General features: G+C 54.5%; 9 protein-coding genes. 1 reads left to right on the forward strand and 8 read right to left on the reverse strand.

Annotation, left to right across the window (positions count from 1 at the left end; genetic code table 11):
* Positions 1 to 30: 30 nt before the first annotated feature.
* From AB8996_RS07675 to AB8996_RS07710, 8 genes are all read right to left on the reverse strand, one after another.
* Positions 31 to 1,062 (reverse strand): glycosyltransferase, encoded by a 1,032-nt coding sequence (locus AB8996_RS07675; protein WP_369298389.1) that lies wholly within the window; start codon positions 1,060 to 1,062, stop codon positions 31 to 33.
* Positions 1,019 to 3,535, reverse strand: coding sequence for a 6-pyruvoyl-tetrahydropterin synthase-related protein (locus AB8996_RS07680; RefSeq protein ID WP_369298390.1), 2,517 nt, complete (start codon positions 3,533 to 3,535; stop codon positions 1,019 to 1,021). The genes AB8996_RS07675 and AB8996_RS07680 overlap by 44 nt, the downstream gene beginning before the upstream one ends.
* Position 3,536: 1 nt before the next feature.
* Positions 3,537 to 4,004 (reverse strand): 6-carboxytetrahydropterin synthase, encoded by a 468-nt coding sequence (locus AB8996_RS07685; protein ID WP_369298391.1) that lies wholly within the window; start codon positions 4,002 to 4,004, stop codon positions 3,537 to 3,539.
* The gene (locus AB8996_RS07690; RefSeq protein ID WP_369298392.1) at positions 4,001 to 5,110 is read right to left on the reverse strand and encodes a hypothetical protein; all 1,110 of its coding nucleotides are present in this window, start codon (positions 5,108 to 5,110) and stop codon (positions 4,001 to 4,003) included. The genes AB8996_RS07685 and AB8996_RS07690 overlap by 4 nt, the downstream gene beginning before the upstream one ends.
* A complete protein-coding gene (locus AB8996_RS07695) occupies positions 5,107 to 8,049 on the reverse strand; it encodes a TIGR03111 family XrtG-associated glycosyltransferase (protein ID WP_369298393.1) in 2,943 nt (980 codons plus the stop codon). Before AB8996_RS07695 ends, AB8996_RS07690 begins: the two co-directional genes overlap by 4 nt.
* The gene (xrtG, locus tag AB8996_RS07700) at positions 8,024 to 8,629 is read right to left on the reverse strand and encodes an exosortase family protein XrtG (protein ID WP_369298394.1); all 606 of its coding nucleotides are present in this window, start codon (positions 8,627 to 8,629) and stop codon (positions 8,024 to 8,026) included. The genes AB8996_RS07695 and xrtG overlap by 26 nt, the downstream gene beginning before the upstream one ends.
* Complete coding sequence (locus AB8996_RS07705) at positions 8,626 to 10,734, reverse strand: Firmicu-CTERM sorting domain-containing protein (protein ID WP_369298395.1); 2,109 nt, start codon at positions 10,732 to 10,734, stop codon at positions 8,626 to 8,628. The genes xrtG and AB8996_RS07705 overlap by 4 nt, the downstream gene beginning before the upstream one ends.
* 237 nt (positions 10,735 to 10,971) lie before the next feature.
* Complete coding sequence (locus tag AB8996_RS07710) at positions 10,972 to 11,823, reverse strand: tyrosine-type recombinase/integrase (RefSeq protein ID WP_369298396.1); 852 nt, start codon at positions 11,821 to 11,823, stop codon at positions 10,972 to 10,974.
* Positions 11,824 to 12,160: 337 nt separating this feature from the next.
* Between AB8996_RS07710 and AB8996_RS07715 the strand changes: the two genes are divergently transcribed.
* Entirely contained in the window at positions 12,161 to 12,724 is a 564-nt protein-coding gene (locus tag AB8996_RS07715; protein WP_369298397.1) for a TetR/AcrR family transcriptional regulator, read from the forward strand.
* The last annotated feature ends 11 nt before the right edge of the window (positions 12,725 to 12,735 follow it).

Below are 12,735 nucleotides of genomic sequence, written 5' to 3' on the forward strand. Positions count from 1 at the left end.
TTCCGTTTTCCCCTTTCCCATCTCCGAAATTCATTTTCGATCTGTCCGGCGGTTTGCCAGACGGCTCTGCACCAGAAAGCTGACAAAATACAGGGTGCACTCCACACAAAGCTTGACTGCCGCCGCAGGAAGCCCCAGTATGGTGATAAAAAGGTGTGCCAGCGCCACATTCGCCAGCAGCAGCCCGCAGGCAAGAAGAAGATAATTTTTAGCTGTGTACCGGGTTCCCTTCCCTGAAAACACCAGCCTGCTGTTACAGAGATAATTAAAGCTTCCGCTGCACAGCCTTGCCAGAACCGTGGCGGTCTCCGCCCCATGGAGCACCCTGTAATACAGCAGCAGGAACAACAGATAATCCAGCCCAAAGGACAGCAGGGAGACCAGCAGGAATTTTGGCAGGCTGCGGAACAGGATCGCGTAGATCCGCAGCCCGTCCTGGATCGGTCGAAAGTGAGAGCTCTCGTTGTGCTCACTGTAGATCGTTGCGATAGGCAGTTCGAAAATCCCCGCGGGGAACAGCTCCCCGGTGTGAATGAGCAGCTCCGTTTCGTATTCGTACCGCTCCCCCGCAAGGGAAAGCAGGGCTTCTTTGAGGGGAAGCCCGCGCAGCCCGGTTTGGGTGTCGGTAAGGCTGACCCCGTACATGCTTCGGAACAGCAGGCAGGTCAGCCGGTTGCCCGCCCGGGAGCGCAGCGGCATTTGGGAAAGCTCCCTGACCCCCAGGATCAACTGCTCCGGGCGCGTCATGGTGATCTCCACGATCCGCCGGATATCCTCCGGGGAGTGCTGCCCATCTGCATCGGCAGTGACCGCGTGGGTAAAGCCCATTTCCAGCATATAACGGAACCCTGTTTTCAGGGCGGCGCCCTTTCCCCTGTTTTCCGGGTGGGTCAGCACGGTAACGCCCGTCACTTTCCTGAGGCGGGAAAACAGCTCTGGATCATCGCTGCCGTCATTGACGACAATGATTTGAAAATCTTCCAGCTTTTTTGCCAGGGAAATCAGGCGTTCGTCCGGGTTATACGCCGGGATCAGTATCCCGCATTTCATGGCTCCGCTCATCTGCTTCCTCCTCTCCGGCAGACTGATCCTGTGCTTTTCGGCTGCGGGCTCGCAGGAAAAGGACAAAGGCAATGGTCAGCGCAAGCCCTAAAATACTGAGCGCAGCTCCCGGCAGCAGGTAAGGGAATTTTATGGAAATCACCGTTTCTCCCTTGCCCACATAGGTCAGATGATTATATTCCTCAATACTTTGCCCGCTCACAAAGCTGTCGTGATAGGCAATGGAGGTGTTCACCCCGTCTTCCGGGGAATCAATGCAAATCTCGTGAGATGTTTGGGAAATCTCCAGCGGGACGATGGTGCGCTCCGGCAATCTGTCAGAGGAAAGCTCCATTGCCCGGCTGAGCAGCTTCCCTACCGCCGCGTCTTCCGTTAAGCCGTAAAACCGGCTGAGATTGATGCCGATGAACACGATATTTTCATTTTTCACCGTGCCGAAAAATTCCATTTCCAGCCCGTTGTCGTACAGCTTGCCCCAGCAGTTGTCCAGCCCGTTCAAAAATACGGTATCCCAGGTGGAATGCTCCGAAGGGAACAGGTCTGCGTTGATAACGCCGTCCACCGTGTCCAGCTCGGGATACCCGTTGGAAAAGGTGATAGGGTTACATGTCACGCCCAAAAAGGTGCGCCTGTCCACAGCTCTGTCCTCGGGGATATCGTCTGCGGAAATGACGACACGCACCCCCGCCTCACTGAGGCGGAGCACCAGCTCCTCCGCGCTTTCCCGGTCATTATAGGTAAAGCCCGCCAGATAAACGACCTGGTATTGAGACAATTCTTCAAAGGTGTAATCGTTCAGGTTATCGAAATCCGTTTCCTTCATGGCGGGAAAATCCAGCGCCAGCGCAGCGGAGCCTGAACCGATGGCGATGGCGGGATATTTGGTTTTCGTGCCCCAGTTTTTCGCTCCCGTTTCCAAATGGTACAGGCGATATCCCGGGCTTTTTGCAGACAGCCCATAGCCCGTCTGTTCCGCCGCAGCGTCCAGCTTTTCCACAGCTGCCGGGTCAGCGGGCAGGCGGCGCTCGTAGATCAGCACCGTGTCGTTTCCCAATTCCTTGCAGCGGTCAAAAAGATAGAGAAATTTCCCCTGGGAATACGCCTTATTCAGCTGCACGATATTGGAGGAGGTCGCCGCAGCCTCCCAGCCGGCGCCAAAGGCAGCCGGCACGCCGTTTCCCCAGTCTGAGACCAGATACGCTCCCCGGGCTTCCAGCGCGCTTTCGTCCAGTAGCGCCAGCCTTTGGGTGGTAAGCTCCTGCCCTTTGTCGATCAGGGTGGCTTCCTGAAGCCCTGCCATGCGCTCCTCTACAAGCTCCCCACTCTGTGCGTCAGTCATGAGAGGAACGGAGGGCAGGACGTCCAGCACCAGCAGGACGCAAAGCGCCAACGCCAGCGGCAGCTTCAGGGTCTTCCACCACAGGAAGCTGAGCAAGATCAGACACAACGCGATGGAAATAAAACGCAGCATCCACAAATACTGTCCGCCGGGCAGCATACGGAACACATAATACGCGGAGGAGGCGGTAAAGCAGCAGAGCAGAACGGCTGTAACAAAGCCGGGGCGCTCCCGCTTCCCACTGCCCAAAATGCCAAAGAGCGCCAGCAAAAACGCTGCCAGACCAAAATAGAAATAGCCGCTGCCAGTGGAAAAGCGCTCCACCGGGTTTAAGGTCAACAGGAAATCCTGGAAGAACCCCGCCATGCTTTCGGAGCTGTCGATATTGGATATCCCTCCGCGCAAAGCCGCCAGCGACCAAATGCCTGTCAGCAGAAAGCCCAGCACCATGGAAAGGATCACCACGCCCGCTCCCCACGTTTTTCCGCAGAAGATACGATTTACCAGCAAAAACAGCAGAACCGCCAGAGCCAGCATTCCGGCATAGCCCAGATGGCACAGCAGCATGAGCACAAAGCTCAGCACCATGCCGGGCGCCAGCTTCCAATTCCTGCCGCGGAGGTATTCTTCCATCAGGTACAGGAAAATGGGCAGAAAGATCATGCTGAGAGAACGGGCAAGGTTGCCCTCCTGAAACACTGCCCGCAGGTTATTGGGCAGAAAGAACCACAGCCCGCCGAGGAAGCCGCCCAGCAGGGGACGGTCCAGGCGTTCGCCGATCCAAAGCCACGGCAGGGCGCCGAAAAAACAGACAGCCCCCACAAACAGCAGGTACCCGTTCATGGGGTCCCCTCCGGCGGCCGCCTGGCAAAGCGCCATAAAATAAGCGGGCAGGGGCGGCCAGTACCGCAAAATCTCCACGCCGTTGTACCACAGCGGCGTATAGCTGCTCCAGAGGTCTCCCCTGCGCAGCGCCTGATAGACCATATCTCCCCGAAAAATGTGGTACATGGTATCGGAACCTGTGGGATATCCCCCATTCCGGCTGACCACCGCTACCACGGCAGTTGCCAGCCCCAGATACAACAGGGGGATCAGGCAGTACAGCTGCCAACCCGTTCGCTTTTCCCTCATCTCACCGCTCCTCGACAATTTCATCCAGCACTGCGTCCATCACGTCGGACAGAATGGAGGCTTCCACATCTTCCGAACGCCTGGCATGCTCCTCGTCCCCGGTCAGGTTCAGAATATAGCTTCTGGTCGGCGTTTCGCTGCCTTCTATTCTTGTCAGTACGCCGCCGATATCGTGAATGATACGATAGAACTCGTCGGAGAAGTAATCCACCATGTTTTCCAGCGTAGGCAAAATACCGTCAAAGGGCGGCTGCTCATTCAAAACGGTGTTCTGATACTGGCTCAGGTAGTCGGAAATCCCCTTTTCAAACACGTTAAATTCCACAAAGGACGTGCGCCCGAACTTGATAGTAAGGGCAAACTCCCATGTATGGGAATGGGCTTCTCCCTTGCGGCCGTTCACAATGATATAGTGCCGGGCATTCAGATAAAATTTGATTTGATATTCCCTGTACAGCCGGATACTCATTCTTCGTCCCCCTGCAATTCCCCCATGATCTTCTGCGCAAACTCTTCCTCAGCCTTTTCCACCTGGCGGCGGTAGAGCACCTCTGTTCCCAACGGCGTAAGTAACGGGGCGATATCGCGCTCCACAGCGGCTGGCTCCGCCTGAATGAACACCAGCACCAGAGCCCTGCCGCCCCATTCAAATTTCAGCACGCTTTTGTCCATCAAATGCTGGGAAAGCAGCAGCACCGCGTCTTTCCCCTGGCTGTCGGGGAAGCCCAGCTTCACCACAGTAAAGGGGAACGCCTTGCGCTTTATCAGCTTTTCCAGAAATCCAGGAAGGGCTTCCCGCTTCCACAGGTTGGTCCGGGCGTTGTGGATATCCTGATCGGACAGGCGCTCGTTCAGGGAGACAAGGCTTCTATTCAGCCTCTCCACCAGCTGCTTCTGGCTTTCCCGCTCCGCCATCAGCTTCTGGATAGAAAGCGCCATGCCCAGCGTCGTGATACAGAGCAGGACCAGCAAAGCAGCCGCCGTAATACACAAGCCCACCTTTGCTTCCAGAAAGCTGTTGTTATCCAGCAGCACGCGGCAGTTGGTCAACAGGCAGATACGATAAGCCTCGCCGCGGTACTGGAACGCCACGCCGGAAGCGATATATTCGCTCCCGTTTATTTCGATCTCCCCGTGGACGACCCGGTTGACCTGCAAAGACTGCAAAAAAGCCTGGGCGCTTTCCGACGAATAATAGGTCGCCGTTGTAAAGCCCTTGTACTTGTTGGTCTCCAATACGTCCTTGACGAACAGCATTGCCTGCTCCCTGGAGAATGTCCAGTATTTGTTGGAGGAAGCGTCCAGGCTGCTTAATATCCCGGTGATGATCTCCTCATCGCTGCGGTTTTCTTTCAGGTTGATCTGATCCAGCACCAGCTGCACGTAAGCGTCCTGCTGCGTGGCGCATACGTCCAGCACACCGCTTTCATAATGCTCCAGCTCTGCCCAGACGAGGGCTGCGGCAAAAACAGAAACCAAAACAGACAGCATCGCCGCAATCAACGCGACAGGCTTCCTGCGAACAGGCCGCTCCAGAGCTTTATGCGCAAGCTCCTGTTTTTCTTTCTGCTTCATTTTGCCGCCTCCTTTCCCGTACCGCCCTGCACCGGCTGCTGTACAAAAACGTTGGTATAATATTCCGAGGTCTTCAGCACCTCGCTGTTGAGCCAGTCAAAGCCTTTTTTCTCCGCCAGCGTCTTTTCCGTGGAGAACAGGTTCGTCCCCAGCCCAAGCCGGTTCCCTTCTATCTCAAAGCCCATGGCGGCAAGGGTTGTGGGAAACAGATCCATGGTGGTAAAGGTTCGATCCTTTACATCGGCTTCACAGGCGGTATCGCTGTTCAAAATGCAGTCGTACACCGTTCTGTCGTAATACTCCGCGCCGTCCACCAGATTGCCGTCCATTCGGGGGTGGTCGCCTACAATGACGATCACGCTGTCCCTGTAGAAGCTCTGGGTCCTGCACCAATCCACAAAATCTGCCACCAGCCTGTCGGTGCAGCCTGCCACATTGGCGGTGACATTGGAATATTTGTCCTCGCACCAGTCGCAGAGATAGCCGTCCGGGGCGTGCAGGTCCACCGTCAGCAGGGTGAAATTGAAGGGCTCCCCGCCGCTTGCCAGATCGGTAAGCTCCTCTCTGGCAATATCGAACAGGACCTTGTCCTCGATACCCCAGCTGTGATAATAATTTTCGGGAACATACCCCTTTTCCCTGGCGGAAAACAAATCGAATATCTCATAGCTGCCATGCTCCCGGAAATAATTGGAACGTCCGGCAAAAGCCCCCGGAGAACCGCAGATAAATTCTTGCGCGTACCCCTTTTCCTCCAGCACGTCTCCCAAAGTGACGATTCCCGGCAGAAAACTCTCATCGCTGCCATAGTTCCGTTCTGTACCCGGCAGCGCATAGGGCACGCCGCTGGTACTGGCAAACAGCGCCGCCATGGTCCAGTTCGTCCCCTGGGTGCAGTGGAAGCCGCCCAAGCCGGGAGTGTCCCCAAAGCTGAGGTTCTCCTGTGCCAGCGCCGTCAGCCTGGGAATGAAATTCTCCTGCTGGCGCCCGCCTGCCTCCACAGACGCATAGGTGGTTTCCAAGCTTTCCACGTAAATGGCGATCAGGTTCTTTGTCTTGCCGGAGGAGGTGATCGCCACGTTCCCGGGGGAAACATACTGTTCCTCGTAAAGCGTGGTCCTGCTGCCCTGCAATTCAAAATAGTCCAGCAATCCGTAAGACGCGTTGGCATAGACCACGCTCAAAAACAGCAGCGCCGCGGCGCTGTAAAGGATCACCGTGTGAAAGCTTCGGTATCCCTGACCGCGCCGGAACTTACGGGCAAAGAAGCGGTCCGTTATGCAGAAAGCGACCCAGCAGCCCAAGGCGACCGCCACGGGAAGCACCAGCCCGGTCAGGATCTCCGTGACCATTCCTGCGCCCGTGCCCTCCGTGCCGCCCTTGAGGGTGTTCCATATCTCGTTGATCTCCACGCCAAAGGTCTTTCGCGACCAATACACCGCCACGCACAGCAGCGCCGACAGCGTCCAGAGGACCCCCGTGCCGATATACCAGCCCACAGAGCAGGGCGCGCATTCCCGTTTCCCCGGCTCCTCCTTTGCAGGCTGCTCCGGCTCGTCATACTTCTCCGGCAGTTTTCGGTTTACCAGCCCGCGGAATTTTCCCAAGACCTCCAGCGGCTTCCTGCACAGCTTTTTGGCAGTGGCGCAGAAAGCCTCCCATTCCTCGGAAAATGTCCGCGTCCTCCAGGAACTGTCCGTGGAAATGCTGTTGATAATGCCTGCCATGCGGATAAAGAACACCAGAATGTTGAAAAAGGGCAGTAAAAAAATGCACCACCAGTGCTTTGCATAATACTTCCGCTCGGGGGCGCCCAGCTTCAGGAAAGCCAGCACGGAAAAGAAGTAGAAAAATCCGATCAGAATGTACAGCAGAAAAATTACGCCCATGGCGTACAGAATGGTCTGCCCGGAATAATTCATGAACACCAGGCAGATCATGGCAAGATACCATATCATTCTGGGAAGCGCAAAGGTGTGGTCAAACAGCAGGGTCCTGACGTTTACGTCCTTTCCCAGCCTGGAGACCCGGAAGTTTTTGTTCAGGAACATCTGCGCCACTTCCAGGCTGCCCCTCTGCCACCGCTGCCGCTGAGTATACAGCTTATCCATGCTTTCGATAGGGTCGGTAAAATAAATGGCGTTTTCGCAGATCTCCACCCGCTCCCCCTGGCGGTAGCGCATCTGGAAGGTGATGTGGGTGTCCTCGCAGATGGTGTCGGTGTTGTACAGCCAGGAGTTCAGCACCGCAGACTTGCGGAACGCCGAAAACGCGCCTGACAGGGTATAAACGGAATCCGTTTCCGAGGCGTAGCTGCGCCCCGCAAGGAACGCCTGAGCATACTCCATAAATTCCAGATTGCGGATCAGCCTCAAAAAGCCCAGCTTCCCCGCCCTGATTTTTTCCGGCTCGGTCAGGATCGCCCCCGTCATACAGTTCAGGTCGGGATTCGCTTCAAATTTGGCGACTAAATTGGCAAGGGCGTTTTTTTCCAAACGCCCGTCGCTGTCCAGATTGATGATGTACTTCCCGCTGCTGTTATAGAGCGCCAGATTCATAGCGCGGGACTTTCCCTGCTCGGCGTTGAGCCACTGCATTCTCAAATCGGGAAACGTCTTCTGGCAGTCGGCAAACACCGAAAAGCTGTTGTCACTGCCGCCGTTATTGACTAAAAACACCCGAATGCTCTCTGTGGAATAGGTGCTTTCCGCAATGGACTGGATACAGGAAAACAGCGTTTCCGCCGAGTTATACACCGGGATAATGACCGATATCTCCGGGTCAATGACAGGACGCTCATAGGGCTTGCGGTTTTGAAAGCGGCGCTTTATCAGCAAACCGATGCTTCCCAGCGCCGGGATAATTTCCATAATGACTGAGACGATGATCCATGCGCCCCAGAAAATAAAAGAATTAAGGATTCTCTTTAGGATGGGCATAGACAAAGCTCCCAACTTTCATTCTCACGACCTGCGGCTTGGTAAAAATGTAAAAATACAGATAGATGCTGAGAATATAGAATAATATCCTCCCTACGATGGCATGGACGACGTAATATGCCCCCGGTCCGAAAATGCACACGGCAAAACAGATCACCAGAATGCGGAACGCATTGGCAAGCATGATATAGCAGAACCCGATGATCGCAAGCAGCAGCTTTTCCAGACTGCTGTACACGTTGAAAAAGCACAGCAGGCTTTCAAAAGCGGCTATTTCGATAATGCCAGAGCACTCAAAGTCGATTTGCAGGGTGAGGGACTCCCCGTGGGTAGAGAGAAAAATGATGCCATATTTGAAATATGCTGAGAATTGCCCTGTCAGTTTTCCAACCGCCCCTACCAAGGCGGAAACGACCTGCGCCAGGGGTTGGGTCGCTACCGGGCGGACAACCACCATCAGCAGGATAAACAGCCCGGCGCTGCCTATCAGAAAGTGCCACGCGTGAAGCTCAGCCCTTTTCGTAACGGTCAGCAGCGCCAGCCAAATACCGATTGCAAGAAGATAAAAGAATACGCTCATGCTTCCGGCCTGTTCTTTTTCTGTCTGCGGAACAACGCCACGCCCAGCACAAAAACGATACACAGCAGCACACCCAGCCATGCCCCGGTAGGCGTGCCGGAAATGGTGATCCATTTGTCTCCCAGTCTGCCAAACCGGGCGGCAATTGTCTTCAGCTCGCTGGAAGAAAGACCAAGCCGCTTTGCGACCTTTTCCAGATCTATCACAAACTCGCCCTCGTCCATTGTGTCGGAGACGGTGATCATCATTTTTCCATAGGGCGCAAGCTGGTCATACCAGGGGTTGTCGGAATTGTTGATGTTTCCCAGGTCCTGGCTGTCCCGCTCGTCAACCATATAAAATTCATATGTACCGGCAGGCAGCCCTTCGGTGCTGGTGAGATAGTCGATGGAGCCGTCCGTCCCCACGGAAACAAGACGAACGTGCAGCTCCGTGCTTTCATTGACATTGAACCTGACGGTGAACGCCTTGCTCAGTTCGCCGCCCCCGTCCGCCAAATGCGTCTCCATGTTGGTTTTTACATGACCGTACAGAGAGGAGCCGCTGACATACAGCGCCCCGGTAGCGTCCGTGATGGTCTCTCCCGTGCCCGCCGTGTTGTACTCAATGGTGGTATGGGGATAGTACGTCCAGTCGCCGTACAGCCCGTCGTATGTGATTCCTTCAAAGGTGCCGCCGCTGCCCTGCCCGTTCAGGTTCGCCACGCCGGTAACGATGGGGTCATGCAGATACAGCCCAAAATCAAAGGTATTTTGATAAGCGGGCAGCGCGGAGGCGGGAATGGCAACCTCCCACTGAGTGCCCACATGCCTGCATGAAGCGTTTTCCGCAGGGCAGCTCACCGTGCCGTCCGGGTTCAGCTGCACCAGAAGCTCATAGCCCAGATCGGTTTTGATGAAATACTTGCCGTTGCCGTGGCTTCCCGCCGCGGAAGCATTGCCGTTTTGGGACTCTTCAAAGTACAGATAGACCCAATCTCCATCAAACACAGCCGAAGCAGACTTCAAATTGCCCTTGGGATCGTTGCCGGGGTATTTTGTTACGGCGTCCCAGTCGGCAAAGCTTCCGTCGATGACGATACCGTTGTACACCGGCTCTTCCTCGCTGACAGGCACACCGTCCATCACCGCCATATCCGCGGCGGAAACATTGACGTTTTGGTAGCTGATGGCAAAATTCCCGTCAGTGAAATACCCTGCAGGGATACTCACCTCAACACAGACAGCGCCCTCGGTATCCCCTACCTGACCGCCGGTCTGCAGTTGTCCGCCCGCTTCGAGCAGCTGGTTCAAAGAAACGGGTTGGGTGACCCCGTTCTGCGTGATATTCAGCATGATCCAGCCTGCGTTCGGCAGGCTGTACTGGTTCGCCATACCCTCCAGGCAGAGGTACACATTTCCCTCAGTATCCACAGCCGTTTTCAGGGAGTCCACCCGAATCCCCTGGTCGCTGCCTCCGGGAAGAGTAAGGGCAGTCACATTTTTCCAATCGGAAGCGTCGCCGTCCACCACGATACGGCCGCCGGTATTCGGAGTCCGCCCTGCGGTGGGGTCCTCCGGCTTGCTTTCCGGGCTGGAGGACGGGTCCTGTTCTGTGCCGGAGCTTTCGGGCTGGCTTTCCACGCCGGACGCCTCCGGCTCACTTTCCACAGGCTCTTCCGGCAGACCCAGCTCCGCGGCAGAAATGGAAATGCCTAAAAATTCCAGGGAAAAGCTTTCAAAAGGCAGGGCGCTCAGCGGAACGCTGACCGTGCCCGTATATACTTCTCCCCAGTTTCCCTCCGCGGAATTGTCCCGCTCTATGCTTCCTGTGGAGCCGCTGACCGGGGTCCGGTTCTGTGTGAACTGAATGCTGTCACTGATAATCAGCTGATATGTCTCCGTGCTGCCGTCCGCAGCGCGCAGCACCACACTCAGATTGTCGGAATAATGCGTCCTGCCCTTCAAGGACAGATTCAGTGCGGAGCCGTCGCAGGAGGCCGAGAACTCTGAAACAGAATCGTTTCCCGTGCTGTATGCTGCGGCGGAAATCATAGGCAGCATGCCGAATAAGCTAATACAGAGGGACAGAATCATCATGCCGGACAAAGCCCGACGAATCCACACTTTTTTTCCGCTTTTTTGCATAAAAACTCCCTCCCAAACGAATTACAACATAATTTGCATTCTGTTGTAATCGAAACGTATTTGGGGGGAAAATTCCTATCGCTTTCCTGGTTTAAGAAAAATGGCAGAACCCAAAAATTGCCTTGTTTGTAACAAGGGGAAATTCAAGAAATGTCTTGCAAAACCTATGTTCCTGTGCTATAATTTACCGTATGTAATTGTACGACAAAATGCAAATTATGTTGCAATCAGATCCAATTTTTCCATGCGTTTCGCGTAATCTGTATTGCTTTCCGCCGTGTAGATCCGGGTCGTATTTACGTTGGAGTGCCCCAGGATATCCGCCAGCCGCACCAGGTCTTTTTCCGCTGTGTAATACGTCCTGGCGAACAGGTGCCGCAGGTTGTGGGGGAACACCTTTTCCGACGGGACCTCCGCTTTCTCGCAGAGCAGCTTCATGCTCCGCCAGATATTCGCCCTGTCCAGGGGCTTTCCCGATTTGGTAACGAACACCGCTCCGGCGGTGATTTTTTGCGCCCGAAGATAATTTTGCAGCAGCTTTCGCAGCGACTCCGGCAAAAATACAGTGCGCAGCTTTCCCTTGTTGCGGATCACCGCCCGTCCTGCCGCCACCACCTCCACTGTAATATATTGCAGTTCCGATACTCTGATTCCTGTGGCGCAGATGGTCTGCATGGCAAGGGACAATTTGTAGTTCCCTTCCTTCTGCGCTTCTCTTACCAGTGAAAAATATTCCCCGCGGGTCAGTTCCCGGCTTTCTTCCCGGAACAGAGCTTTTTGTACCTTCAAAAATCGCAGGCAGAGTTCCTGCCAGCCCATAAAGGTAAAAAATCCGTTTGCAGCCGCCAGCATGGAATTTACCGTGGAAGCCCGCTTGTCCCGCTGCAGCTCCTCCTTCCACGCGAGTACCCGCTCCCGGGTCAGCGGCTTCCCGTCCGCATACTGTTCCAGATCACGCAGGTCATGCAAGTATTTCCGCACCGTGCTTTCCGCCCGCTCCTGCTGCCTCAGATACACGGTGTACCGTTCGAGCTGCTTTTCCGACAGAATGTGCTGTTTTTGTTTCATGATGATACTCCTTTCTCTGTGAAACTTCTTTTATTGTACTTCTCCTGTGTGTCAGCAGTATGTGCAGAAAATATTATTTTTTGTACAAGAGGGATTTTTGCAATATTTTTTCACGAAAGTTTCTGCTTGTATCCGACCTTCCCCCATGAGTTCCGGCGATCCGTGCCAGTTGAAAAAAGATAAGAAACAAGCGCTTTTTCCGCAGGTGAGGAACACGATTGGCTGGGAATAAAAAAGCTGCGGCGTTCCCTTCCCCACCGGCTTTGCCAGCTTGACGAAAAGCTGTTTTTCAGGTAAAATGAGAAAAATCCACAGGTGAGGAAAGGCAGTGGAGGTTATGTCACAAATCACCAAGCGGGCGCTGGGGGAATCCCTCAAGCAGCTTTTGGGGCAGAAACCGTTGAATAAGGTCACCGTAAATGATATCACTGAGAATTGCGGCGTCAGCCGCATGACTTTTTACTACCATTTTCAGGATATCTTTGAACTGGTGGAATGGACCTGCGAGGAAGAAGCCCGAAAAGCCCTGCAGGGAAAAAAGACCTACGATACCTGGCAGGAGGGCGCTTTACAGATTTTCCGAACCGTGCAGAAAAATAAGCCCTTTATCATGAATGTTTATCATTCGGTCAGCCGTGAGCAGATCGAAAATTATCTGTACAAGGTGACGTATGACCTTTTGATCGGCGTGGTGGAGGAACAGTCGAAGGGCTTTTCGATCCATCAGTCGGACAAGGAATTTATCGCCCATGTTTACAAATATGCTTTTGTGGGTCTGATGCTGGACTGGATCCGGGGCAATATGAAGGACGATCCTGTGGCGCTGGTCGATCGGCTTTCTCTTGTTGTGCAGGGAAACATCGCTTCCGCCTGCAAACGCATGGAAACAAAAAAATCCTGACAAATTTCTAC

It is taken from the genome of uncultured Neglectibacter sp. (assembly GCA_937958185.1).
GTDB lineage: Bacteria > Bacillota > Clostridia > Oscillospirales > Acutalibacteraceae > Acutalibacter.

What these genes read in the sequence shown, in the direction of transcription:
- AB8996_RS07715 (WP_369298397.1), top strand. Translation starts at nt 12,161, where the DNA reads ATGTCACAAATCACCAAGCGGGCGCTGGGGGAATCCCTCAAGCAGCTT.
- AB8996_RS07680 (WP_369298390.1), bottom strand. Translation starts at nt 3,535, where the DNA reads ATGAGGGAAAAGCGAACGGGTTGGCAGCTGTACTGCCTGATCCCCCTG.
- AB8996_RS07695 (WP_369298393.1), bottom strand. Translation starts at nt 8,049, where the DNA reads ATGCCCATCCTAAAGAGAATCCTTAATTCTTTTATTTTCTGGGGCGCA.
- AB8996_RS07685 (WP_369298391.1), bottom strand. Translation starts at nt 4,004, where the DNA reads ATGAGTATCCGGCTGTACAGGGAATATCAAATCAAATTTTATCTGAAT.
- AB8996_RS07675 (WP_369298389.1), bottom strand. Translation starts at nt 1,062, where the DNA reads ATGAGCGGAGCCATGAAATGCGGGATACTGATCCCGGCGTATAACCCG.
- xrtG (WP_369298394.1), bottom strand. Translation starts at nt 8,629, where the DNA reads ATGAGCGTATTCTTTTATCTTCTTGCAATCGGTATTTGGCTGGCGCTG.
- AB8996_RS07710 (WP_369298396.1), bottom strand. Translation starts at nt 11,823, where the DNA reads ATGAAACAAAAACAGCACATTCTGTCGGAAAAGCAGCTCGAACGGTAC.
- AB8996_RS07690 (WP_369298392.1), bottom strand. Translation starts at nt 5,110, where the DNA reads ATGAAGCAGAAAGAAAAACAGGAGCTTGCGCATAAAGCTCTGGAGCGG.